13 protein-coding genes are annotated in these 20,936 nt (G+C 43.6%); 3 read left to right on the top strand and 10 right to left on the bottom strand.

Translation table 11 applies throughout. The features are described from left to right. Positions 1-60: 60 nt before the first annotated feature. The 4 genes from DTQ70_RS17985 to DTQ70_RS17970 form a co-directional block, all read right to left on the bottom strand. Complete coding sequence (locus DTQ70_RS17985) at positions 61-756, bottom strand: carbonic anhydrase family protein (protein WP_122932089.1); 696 nt, start codon at positions 754-756, stop codon at positions 61-63. A 41-nt stretch (positions 757-797) separates the two neighbouring features. After that, complete coding sequence (locus DTQ70_RS17980; protein WP_122932088.1) at positions 798-2,351, bottom strand: SulP family inorganic anion transporter; 1,554 nt, start codon at positions 2,349-2,351, stop codon at positions 798-800. 87 nt (positions 2,352-2,438) lie between these two features. Further along, positions 2,439-2,777 carry a hypothetical protein gene (locus DTQ70_RS17975; RefSeq protein ID WP_164490094.1) on the bottom strand — a complete coding sequence of 113 codons (339 nt, stop codon included), beginning with the start codon at positions 2,775-2,777 and terminating at the stop codon, positions 2,439-2,441. Positions 2,778-2,883: 106 nt separating this feature from the next. Beyond that, a complete protein-coding gene (locus DTQ70_RS17970; RefSeq protein WP_122932086.1) occupies positions 2,884-3,621 on the bottom strand; it encodes a 1-acyl-sn-glycerol-3-phosphate acyltransferase in 738 nt (245 codons plus the stop codon). 146 nt (positions 3,622-3,767) lie between these two features. Between DTQ70_RS17970 and DTQ70_RS17965 the strand changes: the two genes are divergently transcribed. Continuing rightward, on the top strand, positions 3,768-4,748 hold the full coding sequence (locus DTQ70_RS17965; protein WP_206019535.1) for an acyl-ACP desaturase: 981 nt from the start codon (positions 3,768-3,770) through the stop codon (positions 4,746-4,748). Positions 4,749-4,943: 195 nt separating this feature from the next. On the opposite strand, the gene DTQ70_RS17960 is transcribed toward DTQ70_RS17965, so the two are convergent. The 5 genes from DTQ70_RS17960 to DTQ70_RS17940 all read right to left on the bottom strand — a co-directional run bounded on the left by DTQ70_RS17960 (position 4,944) and on the right by DTQ70_RS17940 (position 13,205). Beyond that, positions 4,944-6,566 carry a SulP family inorganic anion transporter gene (locus tag DTQ70_RS17960; protein ID WP_122932084.1) on the bottom strand — a complete coding sequence of 541 codons (1,623 nt, stop codon included), beginning with the start codon at positions 6,564-6,566 and terminating at the stop codon, positions 4,944-4,946. Between the two features lie 121 nt (positions 6,567-6,687). Further along, positions 6,688-8,556 (bottom strand): proton-conducting transporter membrane subunit, encoded by a 1,869-nt coding sequence (locus DTQ70_RS17955; protein WP_122932083.1) that lies wholly within the window; start codon positions 8,554-8,556, stop codon positions 6,688-6,690. 19 nt (positions 8,557-8,575) lie between these two features. Beyond that, complete coding sequence (locus tag DTQ70_RS17950; protein ID WP_122932082.1) at positions 8,576-11,080, bottom strand: YbcC family protein; 2,505 nt, start codon at positions 11,078-11,080, stop codon at positions 8,576-8,578. Positions 11,081-11,157: 77 nt separating this feature from the next. Continuing rightward, a complete protein-coding gene (locus DTQ70_RS17945) occupies positions 11,158-12,522 on the bottom strand; it encodes a HAMP domain-containing sensor histidine kinase (protein WP_122932081.1) in 1,365 nt (454 codons plus the stop codon). Next, a complete protein-coding gene (locus tag DTQ70_RS17940; RefSeq protein ID WP_122932080.1) occupies positions 12,519-13,205 on the bottom strand; it encodes a response regulator transcription factor in 687 nt (228 codons plus the stop codon). The genes DTQ70_RS17945 and DTQ70_RS17940 overlap by 4 nt, the downstream gene beginning before the upstream one ends. A 250-nt stretch (positions 13,206-13,455) precedes the next feature. On the opposite strand from DTQ70_RS17940, the gene DTQ70_RS17935 reads away from it, so the two are divergent. Continuing rightward, entirely contained in the window at positions 13,456-16,326 is a 2,871-nt protein-coding gene (locus DTQ70_RS17935) for a PQQ-dependent sugar dehydrogenase (RefSeq protein WP_122932079.1), read from the top strand. 31 nt (positions 16,327-16,357) lie between these two features. On the opposite strand, the gene DTQ70_RS17930 is transcribed toward DTQ70_RS17935, so the two are convergent. Next, a complete protein-coding gene (locus tag DTQ70_RS17930) occupies positions 16,358-17,107 on the bottom strand; it encodes an NrtR DNA-binding winged helix domain-containing protein (RefSeq protein ID WP_122932078.1) in 750 nt (249 codons plus the stop codon). A 598-nt stretch (positions 17,108-17,705) separates the two neighbouring features. On the opposite strand from DTQ70_RS17930, the gene DTQ70_RS17925 reads away from it, so the two are divergent. Further along, on the top strand, positions 17,706-20,936 hold the full coding sequence (locus DTQ70_RS17925; protein ID WP_122932077.1) for a TonB-dependent receptor: 3,231 nt from the start codon (positions 17,706-17,708) through the stop codon (positions 20,934-20,936).

Genomic DNA, 20,936 nt, shown 5'->3' with positions numbered 1-20,936 from the left:
ATGAGTTGTACAAAAATAGCGAAACGCTTTTACACCTTTCACCCAACGGGGTATTTTTCACTAAGCCAAGGTCAAATCACGCAGGTTTGCTACCGTAAAATCGGGGTTTTCGGTATCGCGGATGTACATCACATCGTCATAAAACTCTACTTCACCCGTCTCAATGTTGTACATAGCACCTACCACGCCGATTTCTCCGTTTTCTACCATTTGTTCTAAAATGAAGCTGCGCTCAATGATATTTTTTACATTTCGCTTTACGTTGATTTGAGCTACATTTTCAACAAATACTTTATTCTTAGACGTGCGGTCTGATTTTGTCTCTTTTTCTTGGTAAACTGAGGGTTGAAGCTTAGCCAAAAGCTCCGTTAAGTTTCCCATTTCTACGTGGTCGCAAGCTCCTTTTACGGCGCCGCATTTGGTATGTCCAAGTACAACAATGAGCTTTGAACCCGCAATTTTGCATGCAAACTCCATACTTCCCAAAATGTCAGTATTGACGATGTTTCCTGCTATGCGAATGGAGAAAATATCGCCTAAACCTTGGTCAAAAATCAATTCGGATGACGTACGGCTATCAATGCAGCTCAATATGGTGGCAAACGGCCATTGTCCTTCACGCGTATCGTTGACCTGTTCCAACAAATCACGTTGCACCTTCAGGTTTTTGATAAAGCGCAAATTTCCTTCTTTCAGTATTTCAAGCGCCTTTCTTGGCGTTAAGTTAGCTTGGGTTTCTTTCGTGTGTGCTTTCATTTGCTTGGGTTAAAAATATTGGATTGAGATGATGCGATAAACTAATGTCCTGCCACTCCTTGGAACTCAGGTATTCCTTTTAGTTCAAGCTGAATGCCTTTCAAAAGGGCGGTTTCTTTAAAATTATGAATAATTTCAAGAACGTCGATGTCGATAAAACGTGATTTGCTGCCGTCGATGACCACTTGGGCATCATTGGGCAATTTATCGAGGGTAAGTGTAATAGCTCCTTTGTTGATAAAAGTCACATCTTCTACCAATTGAATTGTAATCTGCCGTTTGTCGGGCGTTCCTGCTTCGTTGAAATGATACGCTTGTTTGTAGTTGTTGCGCAAAATAAAAAAGATAGAAACGGCCATCCCGATGCCAATACCTTTGAGCAAATCGGTTAGTAAAATGGCAATAACCGTAACGACGAAAGGCAAAAATTGGCTCCAACCAAGCTTGTACATGGATTTAAATAAAGAAATTTTGGCTAGTTTGTATCCCACCACTAACAGCACCGCTGCCAAACACGCCAACGGGATTTTGTTTAACAAGCTTGCAAAAGCGACGACACTTATCAATAAAAACACGCCATGAATAAAGCCCGAAAGTTTGGTTCTTCCACCCGCATTGATATTGGCAGAGCTTCGAACAATCACTGCCGTCAATGGCAATCCACCCAATAGACCTGCAATAACGTTGCCTGTTCCTTGGGCAATAAGCTCTTGATTAGTAGGTGTATTACGCTTAAAAGGGTCGAGTTTGTCGGTAGCTTCAACACTCAGCAACGACTCCAAACTTGCTACTATCCCAATCGTGAAAGCGGTAATAATTACCTGTGGATTTGAAATAGCTTGAAAGTTAGGGAAGGTGAAATGCCCAATAAACGCTTCCACTGAACCCGATACTGGAAGGCTCACCAAATGGTCGTTTTTTAGGGCAAGAATAGGAGAAAATACCTCAAAATAGCTATTGATAAGTACTCCCGCCACAACGGCCACAAGTGCCGCAGGAACTAACCGAAAAATCGCGTATTTTTTTAGAAAAGGTTTGTCCCAAAAAATGATGATTAGCAGTGATATTGTTGAGATAATCACTGCGCCTGGATGTAAAAAGTTAACGGCATTTAGAAGCTCCGAGAATGTATTCTCACCATCGACTTGGACAAATGTAAAGTCTCCCTCGCTGTCTTTGTCATACCCAAATGCGTGCGGAATTTGTTTGAAAACCAGAATCAAACCAATCGCGGCAAGCATTCCTTTAATGACACTCGATGGGAAATAATGACCGATGATTCCCGCTTTCATAACCCCCAATACAATTTGAATTACTCCAGCAAGCACAACTGCCAATAAGAAGGCTTCAAATGAGCCAATTTGCTGAATAGCGTTGAGGACGATGACGGTTAAACCCGCCGCTGGCCCGCTCACGCTTAGTGCCGAACCACTGAGTAATGACACGACCAAGCCACCTACAATCCCCGTAATAATTCCTGAAAAAAGTGGCGCTCCCGATGCAAGTGCAATCCCAAGGCACAGCGGCAAGGCAACCAAAAATACCACCAAACCCGCAGGTAGGTCGTACTTTATATCTTTAAATAAACCCTTCATTTTCTTTTACTTACATTTAATCTGATTGACCCACAGCTCATGTAGTATTTTTTCTCGCTCCATGAGCGAAAGCAAGAAATAAAAAAATTAAACAGAAGGGATAAACTCGGGAGGGGGGAGGCTAATGGCAGCTACGTGTTCGGAGAAATGAACCAAATATAAAAAACTGCTCGATGCTTTTGAAGGTAATGAAATGGAAAAACCTACGACGGAAGGAGTCCAAAATTCGTCGTTCCATTCGGCATTTTCCTTGGCTGTTTCTTCGCCTCCCTCTTCATCGCATGACTCAGGGCAGGAGGTTTCTTGTTGTTCTTGTTGCTCAGTAAGGCTGTTTTTTTTGGGGCAGTTAACCAAAGGTTTGACCACTGCCATGAAACAAATCATGACACTGAAAAAGACCAACACAAAGGTTTTAGCTTGACTCACAACACATTTGAACGGTTGAATACTCCCGAAATTTATACTATTTTAATCACAAATAAAATGACATTTACAAATTATGCCCTTTATAAAGTAGTAGTTGATGAACAGTTTAGACGTTTTTTAATTCGTTTTCAATACTTGATTTGGCCAACTCTACAATTTCATCTACCGTTTTTCCTTTGGGTTCGATGGGCTCAAGCACCGTCCACGATAGACTTTCAAAGCTACTAAGCGGAAAAATGCCTTTTGGGTTCAATTTTCCCGTGTTTTTTATGGCGATGGGTACAACGAGTGCGTTGGGGGCTTTCTTGACCAAAATAGCTACGCCTCCTGTGGCAAAGGCTTTTAATACGCCAGTTCTTGAGCGAGTTCCCTCTGGAAAAATAGCTGCCGAAAATTTCGTTTCTTCAATCAACTTAGCCAATCGAGCTATTTCCATGATGGCTTGTTTGCCATCTTGGCGGTCGATGAGGGCCGCGCCGCTTTTCTGAAGGTTATACGAAATACTGGGGATGCCTTTTGCCAACTCAATTTTTGACACAAACAAAGGAAAATTATTGCGTAAAAACCAAATCATTCCGACGATATCGAACATACTTTGATGGTTCGCAATAAAAATCACAGGACGGTCGGTAGGCAACGTAGCTTTTGCCTTAAAGCTCAAACGGGTTCCTAAAATATAAAGCCCATGCAACAAAAAACCATTTAGTACGTGTACCGATTTTTGATGAACACGCCGCCCAAACAAATGAAAACATACCATCTGAATTGGGTGGAAAATCACCAGAGTTAAACCAAAGTACAACAGGTAAAGGCTACCTAAAACGTAATCAATTATTTTTTTCATGCCACGCTAACGGGGATTTTGAGCGCCAAAATTACGCAAACATTTGCCTGTTTTAGCAAGCTGAGGCCAACATCTCACCAACTTTCCTAAAATTCTTGCTACCTTCGGGAAATTTTCTCGGACACTTATTTCATAATCTTAGTTTTATGCAACTTCCCTCCACTCGGATAGAGGTAATGAAGTTTATCGGTCAAAAGATTGATTCCATCTACGACGAATTTCTGAAGCCTGTCGAGACTTTGTGGCAGCCTGCGGATTTTTTGCCTGATTCGACCAAAGAGAGCTTTTTTACCGAAGTAAAGCTTCTTCAAGAGGCTGCTCGCGAATTATCGTACGATTATATTGCTGTATTGGTAGGTGATACCATTACCGAAGAGGCATTGCCCACGTATGAGTCGTGGTTGATGACCGTTGAAGGAATTAACCAACAAGAACCTGAACAAGCTTGGACAAAATGGGTTCGGGCTTGGACTGCCGAAGAAAATCGCCACGGCGATCTTCTCAACAAATATTTGTACTTGTCGGGGCGGGTCAATATGCGTGCTATGGAAGTTTCTACGCAGTATTTGATTTCGGATGGCTTCGATATCGAAACAGGAACGGATCCTTATCGTAACTTCATTTATACGTCGTTTCAAGAATTAGCGACCAACATATCGCACCGACGCACGGCAACTTTGGCCAAACAATGCGGTAATCATCTGCTTTCAAAAATGTGTGGCGTAATTGCCGCCGACGAGATGCGCCATGCCAAGGCGTATAAGTCGTTTGTAAATCGCATTTTTGAAGTCGATCCTTCAGAAATGATGTTGGCGTTTGAAGACATGATGCGCAAAAAAATCGTCATGCCTGCGCACTTCTTACGTGAAACAGGGGTCAAACTCAGCGAAACATTCAGCCATTATTCGGATGCAGCACAGCGGTTGGGTGTTTATACAACCCACGATTACATCGAAATTATGGAATCGCTTCTGGAAGAATGGAAAATCGATAAAGTGCCTGATCTTAATGACGCAGGTGAACGCGCGCGTGACTACCTCATGGCACTTCCTGCTCGACTTCGACGTGTGGCTGACCGTACAAAAGTACCTGAGTTAGCGTATAATTTTAGCTGGATTTCGGCCTAAGTGCTCAGGCATGGTTAATTGTTAACCGTTAGCTGTTAATTGTGTTAAAATGTAGTGTTTTAGAGCTAACTATACGGTTAACAGATAACAAATAACGGTGTGTAAGTGCTCGTAAACCAATGCAAAAGGGAGGTAAAACCTCCCTTTTGCACTCTAAAATATACTAACTTAACTAAACTTATTGTTTATTAAACATTAAGCCATTTCTACCAGCGTTTTGCGCAAATGCTTGGGCAAACGACGCGCTGCCAATGGATGCTCCGACAAACTTTCGTGCAAATCCAGTCCTTTGAGCGACAATACTCCTCCTGCGGCCTCAAACTCTCTTCTAAAATTATTCAGGTTGTCGGCTACTGTGTGGTCAACGTACGCAGCCTTTGAGAAGTCAATAATCAATGAACTTCCTTGCGGTACTTTCGCTAATTGTGCTTTGAGTTTAAGATAATTGGCAAACACCGCTGCATTTTTTACGCTAAGGTGATACACACCTAATTCTTGTTCTGTTAATTCAAAACGAGACTGGATTATATCTTTTATCTGTACTCCAAAAGCCAACTGAATAATAAATTTGGTCAAAATCCCCGCCGCAATACCCACCAATAAGTCGGTGGCGATGGTGGCGATAATGGTAATCAAGAAAATGGTTAGTTGCTCTTTACCAATGTGATAGACGTGCGCAAACTCTTTGGGAGAAGCCAAACGGAAGCCTACAAAAATCAACATTGCGGCCAAAGAAGCAACGGGTACCATTTTGATTACGGGTACGAGCATTACTACAAACAACAACAAGAAAATGCCGTGGAAGAAGTTGGCCCAGCGGCTTTTAGCGCCGTTATTGATATTGGCCGAACTACGTGCTACTTCCGAAATCATGGGCAACCCCCCCAAAAGACCTGATATTGTGTTACCGATACCTACCGCCGTAAGGTCTCTGCTTAAATCTGATTTCCGTTTTTCAGGGTCAATCAAGTCAATGGCGCGGCCTGTCAAAAGTGATTCTAATGAACCAATTAATACAAACATCAAAAGGTATTTCAAAAAGACAGGAAGTAACTCGCTGTTGGTAAGTACCGAAAAGTCGGCGTTGAGGTTAATCGAGAAATCTCCAGGGCTTACCAACGGTTTTAGGTTTTTGTAAGAAGGCTCTGTCAAGTGAAAATATTGACCTAACAATACCCCTACGATTAGTACTACCAAGGCTGGTGGGACTTTTTTGAGGGCTTTGATTTGAAGATAAGGCCAACCGAACAAAATCAACAAGCTGATACCGCCAATGATGGCGATGTGGTATTCCATGTGCATGAGGCTATGAGGGACCATTTCGAGCAACTCAAGCGGTTCTTTACCTTTCATTTCTGCTGGGGCAATACCTACGGCCAAGTGCAACTGCTTGGACATGATAATGATACCAATAGCGGCGAGCATTCCGTGGACGGCCGAAAGAGGGAAAAAATCGGCGAGCTTGGCTACTTTCAATAACCCCAACACGATTTGGATTAACCCTGCTACAACCACTACACCCAGTGCTAGTTTCCAGCCTACTTCGTTGTCTCCTTTTCCTAGTTCTTCAACCGCACCTGCAACAATAACAATCAGACCTGCGGCGGGGCCTTTGATTGTCAGTTCTGAACCCGCAAAAAATGCCACGACAATCCCCCCAACAACGGCAGTCATTACGCCCATGATTGGCGGGAAATTACTGGCACCTGCGATACCCAAACATAGCGGTAGGGCAATCAAAGACACCAAAAAACCCGACAATAAATCTTTTGCCCAATGCGCTTGAAGACTGTCAAAAATGTTATTTTTCGATTTCATAAGTCTTGTTTATTAACTTGAGAAATTATGGTAAAAAGGAGACGATTAACTGTTTGCAAAAGTCTTCCTGCCGAATTAAAGGGGAGTTAAGGCGGTATTAAAAACGGGTTAAAACCGTTTTTTACGAAGAACGATAGGCTGTTTCGTGGTAATGTTTGGTATGTGGGCCGAGGAAGACACGTCCGTAAATGCGTACAATCGCAATCCCTTCAAACACAAAACCAATAGAACATAAAAACGCAAGCACAATCTGGTTTTCATGGATGTGGCTAAACACCAAGTCTTCGCCAATAAAAGTGGGTGTAATAGGAAAACCCATGAGCCCCATTGCGGCTAGCAAAAACATCAAATTTAGCTTTGGATGCTCATATACATGCCCCGCAAATTGGTTTAAGTCAACCTTGGGTTCGAGTAGCTTGAGTCGTCGCAAGCAGGCATAACCGACCCCGCCCGCAATTACCACACCACTGAGGTAAAAAAGTATTTCTTCAAGCGTAAAGTGCTCATTGAACGAAATCGCTAAGGCGACCCAAAAGTGGTTCATAATCAGCAACAACCAGCTCATTTGTGGGCTTTTACGCTCAGAATAAGACTTTAATACCATTAATAACCCAATGGCGGCAAACAAAATCGGCAAGTACACGTGGCTTTGGGCCGAAAGTTTGTCTTGAAAATTATAGGCAATAAGTGCCAATAAAAAGGTAGGCACAAACAGCATAAGCAAACGATTGTGGGTCAAAAAGTCTAGTTTACGACCTACGCGGCGGAGTGGTTTCCACACAATGTGGTTCATAAACGAGTCGAGGTTCCACTCTTTGAGGCTTAACAAATAGACGGTATATTCCAACTTTTTGGGAAGAGAGTCTTCAAACGTATGTTGGCGTGGCACGTAATTGTAAAACTGTTCGCGAATCAAATAACTCACTACCGAAGGAGAAACCAACAGCTGATAGGTGCGTAAAAACGCGTTTCCAGCAAAGTGGATTAAAGCAATTGTTTCAAGCCCCGCGGCAATTTCAACGAAAATCAGCCCAATCTGGGCAATAGAGGCGTAAGCTATTTGGCTTTTGACCGACGATTGCACCCGAGCAATGGGCGTAGCAATGGCACTGGTGATGATTCCTAGAAGCGCTATTAAAATCCGAACGGAAGTTTGTTCTTCCCAAAAAGGGAAAGTACGTAACAGCAAAAATGCGCCAAAATGTACCGACAACGAACCGTAAAAAATAGCACTAGAGGGTGTGGGGCCTTCCATGGCACGGGGCAACCAAGCCGAAAAGGGCAATTGGGCTGATTTGGCCGCTGCTGCCAACAAGATCATCAACGAAATAAAAATGCCTACCCAACTGTGGTTTTGGAGGTGTTCGTGTACCAATTCGTGGTTGCTTAATTTGAGAAATGTAATGTTCTCGTGCCACAAATGGTGACTTGCCCACATCGCCAAAATAAGCCCTAAATCGCCAATACGATAGACAGAAAATACTTTAATGGCGTTTTTAACGGGCAGATAACGGTCGCGGTAGAAGGCAATCAAAAGAAAGGAAGAAATTCCTAAAATTTCCCAGCCGACAAACAGCGTCTCGAAGTTGCCCGAGAAAATGACGACGTTGTACCCTAAATAAAAAAAGAGGATGGTATTGAAAAAGCGTTTGTAACCTGCTTCGCGGTGGAGATACGCACGGCTATAGATGGTCACTAAAAATGATAAAAATGCGCCTACCAGCAGATAAACGGCGGTGATGCCGTCAAAATAAAAGGTAATCAAAAACTCATAGCCCGACGAACTAAAGAGCGAAAAGTCTTTGACTTCAATCGTTGGTCTGTGTTGAAAGAGCCAATAGGCACAAAAACCAACGGCGGTTAGCAGCTGAAGCCCCACCGTAAAGATAGCTGAGCGCGAAATGACGACTTCGTTTTTGGGCGGTAATAACAAACTAACTAGAAAACCTAAAAGCGGAATCAGTATGAAAATATGAAGGATGGATGTCATGAAAATAATGGTTTATCGACTACTGAAGAAGGTAAATGGGGAGGTTTTCCTCGTGGGCTTCGACCAAGGATGGGACATTTTCTACCACCTCTATGGCTTGTTTGATAGGGTGATATTCGACGAATTCGCCGTTCTTGAAAAGATAGAAGGCTTGGGTCGTAGGTTCTACCACTATTAAATGAATCCACTGGTTCATGAACCATTCATAGGTAGCGGCCGATTTCTGGATAGAGCGCAGTACTACCGATGGAAAATGCTCCACAATCACCATGAGCCGAACTGGATCATGGACTTCAATCATTTGGCTCGGAAGCCCTGGGCGTAAGTCACCATCGATACCGTTGGCTACTCCAAACAGCCCCATTACGTTGTGGGCAAGTTTGGTTCCTGCACCTAGTTTTTGGTTGTCAACCCGTGAAAAATAATATTCCAAATTGATACCCCCTGCTACGGGAGCTACTGCGTTGAGAATCGTCGTTAGGTAATTGCCTTCTGGGTCAACGCGGTAGTCGAACGAATTCATAAACGAACGACGGTCGAGAAACAAATGCTTAGAAATATCACGACGCCCAACAATACAAAGGGCATTGGTGGCGTGGTTGAGTTCGGGGCGTGGTTCAAACAAAGAAACCGAACGACGGCGGATTTTTTCGTGTACTTTTTCAACGGGCAAGTGAGAATCAATTGACTCAAAACGACGCGACCGTTCTTTGGCGTTGAAATCCAAGGCTTTGTTAAAATTAGCTTCGTTTTGTTGGTGCAAAGCTGCATTGGTTGCCGAAAGTGCGGCGGTATCGTAAAAGGCAATTTCGTCGCGGGTGGTATCGTGCAACGCTCCCAAAAACTGAGTCGTTTCGGGAATATCAATGCCCCTTTCTCGCAGCAACAAGCGCACTTTAGGGTGGTTGGCCATGTAGCTGATAACGCGCGCATTGACCGACCCTGGCCGTCCCGAACACGCGCCGCAGTCATATCCCGCATAGTGCGTATTGTTGACGCTCGTGGAGCCGTGTCCTACGGCATACACCAGCGGTGCAAAGTGATCGACCAAACCAATACTACGCAGTAGGTTTTCGACCCGAGTGGCCATTTCTTCAATCGTAAACCCAATCTGCAACCCATTTTCTTTGTCGTCAGGGTTGGTATTTTCAATGGTTAATTCCGAAAATTCGTCCATGTGCTTGAACGAAGAGCTGGTGGCAGGGCTCAAAGAAGGTTTAAAGACAGTAAGCGCCAAACGTAGTGCCGACCAAAAACCCAACGTTTGTGAAATCAGCCAACCCCTCAAAAGCGTATGTGAATGTTTGGTAAAATGGAGATCACGTTCGCGCTTTTCCTTTTCGTTTGTTAGCTCTTTTATTAAATAAGTAGGCGTAACTGGCGCAGGGCATTGTTTGGTAATCGAATTGGCGTGTTTGGGTTTGTAATAAAACTCAACGCCAAAGAAGCCAGGAGTGCCAAACGTTTGACAATGAGGGTCGTGCTGCTCTACATAACGGCGAATAGAGCACTCACGGTCGTCCATACAAAACATTGCCTGAAATGTCTTAGACACAGGAGCGTTGGTGGTTGAAGTACCCTGTTTCATTCCTGCCAACACTTGGTCGTAAAAACTCCACTCAAACGCCTCCTGCCAAATCTCAATCACTTCGTGAAATTCAGTGTAAGGAACTTTAGCAAAAATAGGGGTTGGGCGAGTTTCTAAGCGAGATGCTAATGGTGCCCAGTTGCCCTGATATTTGTCGTCGAGTGCGTCGATTTCTAACAGTAGTTCAAAGATAATCAGTTCTCGAAGGCTAATCTTCTTGCGGTCAAGCAACAGTTGAGGCTGATCTTCCAAGACCGATACGATTCCCGACCATCCTTGGTGGGCAAACTGTAGGTCGTAGAGGTATTGTTTGTACAATGATTCATCACCGATAAGCAACTTCAACAAATCGCTGATTTGACAGTTTTCGTTGAAGAGTAATTTTTTAGCCCGTTCTGCCTTAAAAAAACTAGCGAAAGTATTCCGTTCCATTTCGCGTATTGACGAAAGGAACCCTTTGTGTGCCACTGGAAAACCCCAAATCGAGATACCTTGGTCTAAATAACTACAGACTACTCTAAAGAAAAGTGGGTGTACCAGTAAGTCTAAGTCGATGCGGTAGAGTTTTTTCCAGTTGTCGCGGAGGAGTCCAATTCTGCCCGAAATGGTAGGGTCATAGTTGCCTGTGAGGGCTTTACGTTTCCAAACACCTACTTCCTCTTTCCCTTTTCGTTCGGCAATAACCCTTTCGAGCACTTCCTCGCTAATGCGATTTTGCATGTACCGTTCACGGTATTCGTCCAGTGTCAGCGTTACTTTGTATCCAAAAAATGCCGACGCATTTCTCAATGCTTGATAAAAATTCTGGTGCTGAAATGCGTGAAGTGTATTGTGGTGGATAAAATCTTTGAGCGGAGCTTGGGCTGGCAAAAAGTGTTTTAGTTCGTGAAGGACTTCATGCTCATCGAAGAGGGGATGATGCGTTTTGGCTTTCATACAAAGAGGTGGCGTTTATGTCTCACAAAGCTCCCTTTCTTCGATTAAAAGCAGGTTAATTGCCTATTAAAACAAGATTAAAAAGGCAGTGTAACAATAAAATGTGTGCCTACACCCAGTTGCGAACGCACCCGAATGTCGCCTTTGTGTAGTTTGATGATGCGCTCAGTCAAGGCAAGGCCCACGCCATGCCCTTTGATGGATTGGGTAGCTTCGGCGCGGTAAAAGGGCTCAAAAATATGGGGAAGGTCTTTTTGGGCTATTCCCACTCCACGGTCAACAAAGACAATCCGTATTGCTTTTTCTTGAATGTAAAGCGTCACGTTTACCCGATTATCTTGAGAATATTTACAACCATTTCCCATCAAATTCATAAACGCAGTTTGCAGTAAAGACGCATCTCCTTCAATTTCTAAGGCTTCTTCGTCTTCGGGAAACTGGTCAAACTCAATGTGAACGTTGTAGTTGGGCATGTGGGTCAGTAATATTTCGCGGGCTTGCCAAAGGAGTTCGTCCACGCGTAGGGGATGCACAAAAAACTGGGAAGAGTCGTCGTTGAGGCGGGCGAGTTCTAACAAGCCGTTCACCAAATCCCGCATTTTTTTTACTTCTTCAATCGTTTCTTTGATGGTGTCGCGGTAGGCTTCGGCCGTTCGTTCTTGCATAAGCGATACGCCCAATTGTCCCATCATAATTGCCAAAGGGGTTCGTAACTCGTGGGAAGCGTGCGAGACGAAACTGCGCTGGGAAGTGAAAGCAACTTCTAAGCGGCCTAAAAGTTCGTTGAAGGTAATGGCCAATTGGGCCAACTCATCTTTTTCTCGACCAATCGTCAGGCGCTCATGGATGTTGCGGGCCGAGATATTTTTTACTTGTTCGATGATTTCGGACACGGGCCGAAGGGCGTCTCCTGCAAACAACCACCCAGAAAATAATACCACAAACAAACTGATAGCCCAACCCGTTACGAGGATACTTCGGAGCCGTTCTAGTTTGCTAAATCCGTATAAATCAACGGCATAGGCTATTACGACGAGTACCTCTTTGCGTCGGTCAATGTAGCGTATTCCGATGATTTCTTTTTCGCCCTCTTGCTCCCTAAACGACTTGCCATCGCGGATGCTTTGCAGTACTGCGGGGCTTACCGAAAAGGGCTCTTTGCCGCTGTCATAAATAATTTTGTTCTGGACGTCGTAAATAGTCACCTCTTCTTTGTGCATGGCCGTAAGGTTATTACGGTCGATGGCATGGAGCAAAGGTTCGGTGATTCCACTGACATCTTCCAACAGGCGAACTGTCGTCTTTGCTTTTTCTTGGAGTCGTTTGTTAAATTCTTGTTCTCGAAATTGGTCGTACAAATAATACACCGACAACGAAAACACCAGCATAATGGAGGCTACCAATATGGCAAAAAGAAGGGTCAGCCTCAGACGGATGTTCATGATTCTTTGGGTTCTTTCATAATATAACCCATTCCTACCACGGTATGAATAAGTTTAGCAGGGAAGTTTTTATCTACTTTTTTGCGGAGGAAATTCACATACACGTCTATTGTGTTGGTGCCCGTATCGAAATGAATATCCCAAACTTTCTCCGCAATGTCCACCCTTGAAACCACCCTGCCTCGGTTACGCATCAAGTATTCCAACAAGCCAAATTCCTTGGCCGTCAATTCAATGCGGCTTCCTGCTCGGCGGGCTATTCGCTCATTGAGGTCTAATTCCAAATCAGCAATTCGTAGCACGTTTTGCGTTTGCTTATGGTCGCTGGTACGTTTTTGAAGTGCCCTCAGCCGAACAATAAGTTCTTGAAATTCAAATGGTTTTACCAAATAATCATCGGCTCCTGAGTCGAACCCACTTATTTTGTCTTTGAGTGTGCCAAGTGCCGTGAGCATCAAAATGGGGGTCGTTATATTTTCTTTGCGCAACAAAGCAGCGAGCTCAAACCCGTTTATTTTGGGTAAATTGACGTCGAGCACAATCACATCATAATGATTTGACAAAGCAAAACTACTGCCTACTTGTCCATCATAAGCTATTTCTACTTCCCAAGACTGTTCCTCAAGACCTTTCTTGATAAACCCTGCGAGCTTAGGCTCATCCTCGACGACTAAAACTTTCATAGAAAAAACGTTGCGTGGAATATCTTACTTGATTGATGCTCAATGTTAAAGATAAGTATTTTTTTATTGAAATATCTTTGATGATTTTAACTAGGATTTAATTCGGATTCTTCGGTAATAAAACGCTACTCGTCGGTAACTTAGTGTTTTTTATCTATTGTACCCCGTTGATACAAAGAATGAAAAGTACATTTGATGGTGCATAAGTTCAACTTTCTATTAAAATAATTACAAGACCAGCCTTTTTTCGATGAAGAAACTTTTCTACCTATTCCGTCACTCTGCTGTGGGGTTGATTGCAAGTGTCGTTGTTATGACTTCACAAGCCCAACAGCCTACTCCTCCCGACGAAAATCGTTTTACCAAAAGCGTACTGACCGAAAAGCTCGACGAGCCGATGGAAATAACGTTCTTGCCCGACAAGCGGATTTTGTTTGTGGAGCGAAAAGGAAACTTAAAAGCATACGACCCTAAAACGAAGGAAGTGAGTGTATTGGCCACGATTCCTGTTAATACAAAATATACCAATCGCCAAGGACAAGTGCGTGAGGCAGAAGAAGGGTTAATGGGGCTCATTGCCGACCCAAATTATGCCAAAAACAACTGGATATATATGTACTATGCCGATCCTAGTGAGAAAAAGCACGTGCTAGCGCGCTGGGAGTTGAAAGGCAATGAACTGGTGGATGCATCCAAAAAAATAATGCTGGAAGTGCCCACACAGCGCGAAGAATGCTGCCATACGGGTGGCGGAATGGTGTTTGACAAAGCTGGGAATCTATACTTAACAACAGGAAATAACACAAGCAATAGCAATTCTGATGGCTATGCGCCCATTGATGAACGTCCTAACCAAAGTACTTGGGATGACCAAAGAGGTGCGGCCAATACCAACGACCTTCGCGGAAAAATTTTGCGCATCAAACCGCAAGCCGACGGAAAATATACGATTCCAGAAGGGAATTTGTTTCCCAAAGGTACTCCTCAGACCCGTCCCGAGATTTATACGATGGGGCATCGCAATCCTTGGCGCCCAACGCTCGACAGTAAAACGGGCTTTTTGTATTGGGGAGAAGTAGGCCCCGATGCCTCCAAAGACTCGGAACGTGGGCCGCGTGGTTACGATGAACTCAACCAAGCCAAAGGGCCAGGGTTTTTCGGTTGGCCTTATTTTATTGGAGATAATAAAATATATGGTGATTGGGATTTTGAAACGAATAAACTGAAAGCAGATTCAAAGTTTGACCCTGCCAAACCCATCAACGACTCACCCAACAACACGGGTTTGCGCGAGTTGCCACCTGCCCAAAAAGCATTTATTTGGTATCCTTATGCCAATTCTCCTGAATTTCCGCTGGTGGGGAGTTCGGGACGAAGTGCCACGGGAGGTCCTGTGTTTCGCAAAGCTGATTTCAAAAATGCACCCCGTCCGTTCCCCGATTATTACGAAGGAAAATGGCTAGCGGTTGATTTTATGCGCGGCTGGATTATGGCAATTACCATGGATGAAAAAGGTGACTATAAATCAATGGAGCGTTTTATGCCCAGCGAAAATTTCAGCAGCGCCATCGACATGGACTTTAGCCCCGACGGAGATTTGTACGTACTCGAATACGGAAGTGCTTGGTTTAGGGGAAATGACAACGCACGCCTAGTAAAAGTACAGTACAACGCAGGCAACCGTACGCCCGTTGTTCAGGCAGCTGCCGACCGTAAAGCAGGCGCGGTACCATTCAAAGTAGCGTTCTCATCCGAAGGTACCAAAGATGCCGACAATGATAAACTCAACTACGAATGGAAAATTACTTCAAAAGCGGGCGTATTGAAAACCCTAACTGAAGCTAATCCTACCGTTACGTTTGACAAGCCTGGTTCTTACAAAGCTACCTTGACAGTTACGGATGCCAAAGGGGCGAAAAACAGCCGTTCGATTGAAATCAAGGCTGGAAACGAAGCGCCAGAAGTAGTGTTTGAAGTAACAAAGGGTAATAAATCGTTTTTCTTTCCTAACGAACCCATCGAATACCAAGTGAAGGTCAATGACAAAGAGGATGGTAGCTTGGAAAACGGAAAGATTTCTCCCAATCAAGTAGCGGTAAATCTGGATTACATGCCAGACACTTTTGACCCCGTGGAAATAGCAGCCAACTACCATACCACCGACGCTTCGGTTCGATTTAATACAGGCTACAAATTGATAAACGCCAGCGATTGTAAGTCGTGCCATATTGTGGATAAAAAATCGGTGGGGCCGAGCTACCGCGACATTGCCCAAAAATACAAAGGCGATGCCGCTGCCATAGAGAAGTTGGCCCAGAAGGTTATATCGGGTGGGGGAGGCGTATGGGGAGATCACGCCATGAGTGCGCACCCACAAATTTCGCCCAATGATGCCACAACGATGGTGAATTATATCATGAGTTTGGGCGAAAAACCGCTACAAGCCCCATCGTTTGCGACCAAAGGAGCGCACACGCCAGCCGTTCCCAAAGGAGAAAATGGCCGTGGTAGTTATGTATTGCGGGCTGCCTACACCGATAGGGGAACAAAGTTACTTTCACCGTTGATGTCAGAGGATATTCTACATTTGCGGAATCCGTCACTTGACCCTGCCAAGGCAGACAAAACCAAAGGTTCTGAGCTTTTGATTACGCCCAATAAGTCGTTTAATCTTATTGGCACGGATTCGTATATTGCTTACAACCACCTCGATTTGACGGGTATTAAGCAAATAGAAGCTTTGGTTCAAGCAACCACCCGCGTAGGGGCAGTTGGCGGAACGATAGAAGTGCGTCTGGGTTCACCTACTGGAAAGCTAATTGGAAAATCTACACCAGTTGTGGTAAAAGACCCAGTGATGGGGCCACCACCTGCCGCCTCCAACAATGCCACAACAGCGGCAGGCGGAGCCAATGCCCAGCGCCGTCAAGGACAAGGAGCAGGCGGTTTTGATATGAGTGCCATGATTCGTCGAGGGGCTCAACAGGCTGTGGCCAAAATTGAGCCTACAGAAGGGTTTCAAGACGTCTATTTTGTCTTCAAAAATCCTGACGCGATGCCCCATCAAATTCTGATGTCGGTCATTATGATTCAATTTCAAAACGCAATACCTAACCAATAATCCCTTTATCATTAAGCATTTCTCACGCTACCTATGAATTTTGTTTGTCTAGCGCTTCGGCGTTGAATCTGTACACAAAAGGGGGTTTATGGGCTTTGCCCGTAAACTTCTTTTTGACCCGTTCCAAAATTCCTAAATTCAGCATCTTACGCTGAAAATTTGCCCGTAACAACTTCTTATCTAGCACGGTTTCGTACAATGACTGTAACTCGTTCATGGTAAATGTCTCCGAAAGCAAGTTGAAGCCCACCAATTTATGATCAATGGTGAGCCGAAGCGTTTCGAGGGCTTTGGCAACAATACGATTATGGTCTAAAATCAAGGGGGGAACATCGTGTACATCGTACCAATCGCCCACGTCCGAAAAAATATCGGGGGTGGGTTTTACTTTAGAAAAGTCCACCAAGGCATAATAGCCAATCGTAATAAAACGCTGCAATAACCAATGCTCTTTTGCAAGATCAAACCCGTGGGAGGCCATGGTTGCTTTGTGGACATCCCAGTTGCCGCGATTCGGCTCTCCAAATGTGTAAAATTGCTCCAAATAAATGTCTTTTACCCCTGTACGTTCCCACAAAATTCGTTTGGCGGCCTCGGCGGTGCTTTCATTTTTAAACACAAACCCGCCAGGTAAGGCATGGGCTTTGGTTTTTTTAAATTCGAGTAGAAGCACCTTTAGCTGTTGTTCATGAAACCCAAAAATGACGCAATCAACCGACACACTTGGGAGGTACTCGGGACCTTGGTCTAAAAAATCTTTTATGTTTTCGCTAGGGAGCATACGCGTAAATTTTGCACAAAAAAAAGAAAAAATTTGGAATATCGACGTCAACCCAATAAGTTTGTATCATAATGATATATACCAGTACGCTGAATTCTTTATAATAACGTTTCAAAACTCTCAATCAAACCACGACGCCCGTTTTTCTTTCTTAGAATAATCCATTTTAGAGGTAAATAATACGTTCCTCCGAACAACAGCCGATAAAATTAAGAAAAATAAACGCACTAATTATCAATATGATACTTAGTGAAAATGTGTTTGATTTAGCCAAAAACAAAGATTTTTATTTTTTTGTAAGTATATAGTCATTTATAAACTCTTTTTAGTTGGATTAGCAGAATTGTTCGTTTGTTAGTACCTATTAGTTAGCCGTAAGGCTTTTCTCCACACGTTCGTTATCTATTTACTGAGTACGTTTCTAGAAGCAACCCAAAAGGTAGCTTTTGGGTGTTGCACAATTTCCCACGCATTATTGTCAATTTTTGAAACATAGACTGTGTACGTATGTAACGTATTATTATGTTTTTTTTGTACCTAGAAAATTTGTATTTTTTTTATATTTTTTGTTCACTTTTTAACCTATCAGTTTTTTCTTATGAGAACAAAGTTCTACTCACTGTTGACGTGTGTGGTTGCTTGGATGTTCCTACTTCTCCTTGCTCCCGACCCAGCACACGCCCAAGAACGTAAAGTATCGGGGAAAGTAATGGCTTCTGATGGCCCTATTCCAGGAGCCACCGTGTTGTTGAAAGGTAGTAACGTGGGAACGTCAGCAGATGCCGACGGCGCTTTCACTATCAATGTCAAAGGTGCCAATCCTGTATTAGTTATTTCGGCGATTGGTTACAAATCGCAGGAAGTCCCAGTTGGAAACCAAACAGTTATTAATGCCAAGCTTGAGGATGAAGCAAATGCTTTGACTGAAGTGGTTGTCACTGGTTATAGTGTAGATAAGCGCCGTGAGTCAACGGGGGCTATTTCTACCGTAAAAACCAAAGACCTTACAACGGTGCCATCTTCAAGTGTTGAGCAACAATTACAAGGTCGGGTCGCAGGTTTGACGGTTGTGACTACCAGCCAACCAGGGTCAGGAAGCCAGATTCGGGTTCGCGGTTTTGGGGCATTTGGTGGTAACGAACCGCTCATCATTGTTGATGGATACCCAGTAGGTAACGTAAACTTCTTGAACCCAGAAGACATTGAATCTACGACGGTATTGAAAGATGCGTCGGCAGCTTCTATCTATGGAGCAAGAGCGGCCAACGGTGTGATTGTATATACTACTAAAAGAGGTAAAAAATCAGCTAGAAAACTGAGCGTTACTTACGATGGTGTATATGGTCTTACTGATCCAGGTAAAGGACAAAAAATGATGAACCCACAAGACCAAGCAGATTGGACTTGGATAGCGCTTAAAAACTCTGGTTCGCCTCTCTCTCACCCTCAGTATGGTTCAGGTCCAACGCCAGTATTGCCCGATTACCTTAAAGTAGGTAATAGAAGTGGGGTAATTGGAACGGTTGATTTGGCCGCAGAACGTTTGAAGTATAACATTACTGGACCAACTATTGGTGATTTCTACCAAGTTATCAAAGCTAACAAGGCAGGAACTGACTGGTATAAAGAATTGACCCAAACAGGAACAATCAGCAGACATAGCTTAGGTTTTGAAGGTGGAGGTGATGCGTCTCGTTTTTATGTGGGTCTGTCAATGCAAGACCAACAAGGTATTTTGCCAAGCCAGCGTGCAAAGCGTTATGCGATGCGTGTGAATACAGAGTTTGATATTTTCAAAAATGTACGAATTGGTGAAAATATCCAACTTACTTTTCTTCAAATCTTAGGCCGTCAGGGAGGAAATGAAGGATTGCAGTCGTCACAAGATGAAAACGATATCTTGGGCGCATTCAGATCGCCTACAATTATCCCTGTTTATGACGAATTTGGTGGATTTGCGGGTACTACTGCCCTAGGTTTCGGACAAGGTTCAAACCCTATTGCTAACCAACAGGCTGGTAAGCTCAACAAAAACTACAATGCTTTGGCGTCTGGTAACTTCTACATCGAAGTTGACCCAATCAAAGACTTGACGTTGCGTTCATCAATCGGGGGTAACTTTACTAATTTCTACAGCTGGGGGTATGGTCGTCCAATTTATGAAACCCTTGAAAATAAAGGTGTTAACTGGTCTTATAACGAAAGTGGTGGATTTAGATTGGGATGGACTTTTACGAATACAATTTCTTACAAGAAGAAATTTGGTATCCATAATTTGGATTTATTGGTTGGACAAGAAGCACTTAACACGGGCTTTGGAAAAGATTTACGCGCCGATGGCCGTAACCCATTCTCTGGTGATCCAAACTACATTACAATCTCTACCTTGGATATCAGAAACCCAGCAAACAGTACCAAAGACAACGGGATTACATTTAATTCCTATTTTGGTAGAGCGATTTACAACTTGAAAGATAAATACATCATTACAGGGGTACTTCGTCGTGACGGTTCTTCTCGATTTGGTGCAAACACCAGATATGGGGTATTCCCAGCGGTATCTGCGGCATGGAGACTTTCGGATGAGCCATTCATGAAACAATTCTCTTGGGTTACTGATTTGAAAATTCGCGGGGGATATGGTTTGATGGGTAACTCAAATAACGTTGCTCCTGCTAATCAGTATGATTTGTATGCACAAAGCGTAGAAAACTCGTCGTACGACATCAACGGTACAAACGGTGGTGTAGTAGGAGGTTTCAGGCAATCACGCATCGGAAACCCTGATGCAAGATGGGAAACAAGTATTACCAAAAACGTGGGTATTGATGGTTCATTCCTTAACGGGAAATTGGACGTCATCTTCGACTTGTGGCAGAAAGATACCAAAGATTTGTTGTACCGCTTGCCAATTACGCAGACAGTGGGTGGTGCTACACCTCCTTCGGTTAACGTAGGTACGATGGTTAATAAAGGTATTGATATTCAAGTAATTACGCGCGGTAAATTTGGGGGTAAAGTAGGCTACGAATTTGATGTTACTGGTAGCTTCCTTGATAACAAAATTACCGAAATCGGTGGCGGTCTTACTTATTTGCAAGACGTAAACCCTGGCTTTAGAGGTGTAAACCCTATTCGTAACCAATTGGGCTATTCTCTTTCTTCTTTCTACGGATATAAAGTACAAGGTCTTTTCCAAAGCCAAGAAGAAATCAAAAATGCTCCAGCGCAAGACGGATCTGGCGTAGGTCGTTTCAGATATGTTGATGTGAACGGAGATGGCAGAATAACTGCTGCTGACCGTACGTATTTGGGTAGTCCAGTACCTAAATTTACGGGTGGAGTGAACTTCCGTCTTACCTACAAAAACTTTGAAGTATTGTCGTACTTCTACACATCAATCGGAAACAAAATCTTTAACATCTCAAAAAGATTTACCGATTTCTATCCGTTGTTTGCAGGTTCTGCCATCTCAGAGCGCGTAAAACAATCTTGGACGCCGCAGAATACAGGTGCTACAATTCCAATCTTTGAAGCAAATGATGGTTTCAGTACAGGTTCTCAATCTAGTGATTTTTACGTAGAAGATGGTTCTTATTTAAGATTCCAGAACCTTTCATTTGCCTACAACTTCCCAATGGAATTGGCGAATAAACTAAGATTGAGCAGACTTCGTGTTCATGCCGCTGTCAACAACCTATTTACAATTACTAAATATGGTGGATTAGATCCTCAAGTAGCTGGTGCTGCGGATACTAACTTTGGGGTGGACTTAGGAAACTTCCCAATGACTCGTCAATTCACTTTCGGTATAAATGTTGGATTTTAA

The organism is Runella sp. SP2, from assembly GCF_003711225.1.
Classification (GTDB): domain Bacteria; phylum Bacteroidota; class Bacteroidia; order Cytophagales; family Spirosomataceae; genus Runella.
This window is presented reverse-complemented; position numbering and strand designations above follow the sequence as displayed.

What these genes read in the sequence shown, in the direction of transcription:
- DTQ70_RS17985 (WP_122932089.1), bottom strand. Translation starts at nt 756, where the DNA reads ATGAAAGCACACACGAAAGAAACCCAAGCTAACTTAACGCCAAGAAAG.
- DTQ70_RS17980 (WP_122932088.1), bottom strand. Translation starts at nt 2,351, where the DNA reads ATGAAGGGTTTATTTAAAGATATAAAGTACGACCTACCTGCGGGTTTG.
- DTQ70_RS17970 (WP_122932086.1), bottom strand. Translation starts at nt 3,621, where the DNA reads ATGAAAAAAATAATTGATTACGTTTTAGGTAGCCTTTACCTGTTGTAC.
- DTQ70_RS17965 (WP_206019535.1), top strand. Translation starts at nt 3,768, where the DNA reads ATGCAACTTCCCTCCACTCGGATAGAGGTAATGAAGTTTATCGGTCAA.
- DTQ70_RS17960 (WP_122932084.1), bottom strand. Translation starts at nt 6,566, where the DNA reads ATGAAATCGAAAAATAACATTTTTGACAGTCTTCAAGCGCATTGGGCA.
- DTQ70_RS17955 (WP_122932083.1), bottom strand. Translation starts at nt 8,556, where the DNA reads ATGACATCCATCCTTCATATTTTCATACTGATTCCGCTTTTAGGTTTT.
- DTQ70_RS17950 (WP_122932082.1), bottom strand. Translation starts at nt 11,080, where the DNA reads ATGAAAGCCAAAACGCATCATCCCCTCTTCGATGAGCATGAAGTCCTT.
- DTQ70_RS17945 (WP_122932081.1), bottom strand. Translation starts at nt 12,522, where the DNA reads ATGAACATCCGTCTGAGGCTGACCCTTCTTTTTGCCATATTGGTAGCC.
- DTQ70_RS17940 (WP_122932080.1), bottom strand. Translation starts at nt 13,205, where the DNA reads ATGAAAGTTTTAGTCGTCGAGGATGAGCCTAAGCTCGCAGGGTTTATC.
- DTQ70_RS17935 (WP_122932079.1), top strand. Translation starts at nt 13,456, where the DNA reads ATGAAGAAACTTTTCTACCTATTCCGTCACTCTGCTGTGGGGTTGATT.
- DTQ70_RS17930 (WP_122932078.1), bottom strand. Translation starts at nt 17,107, where the DNA reads ATGCTCCCTAGCGAAAACATAAAAGATTTTTTAGACCAAGGTCCCGAG.
- DTQ70_RS17925 (WP_122932077.1), top strand. Translation starts at nt 17,706, where the DNA reads ATGAGAACAAAGTTCTACTCACTGTTGACGTGTGTGGTTGCTTGGATG.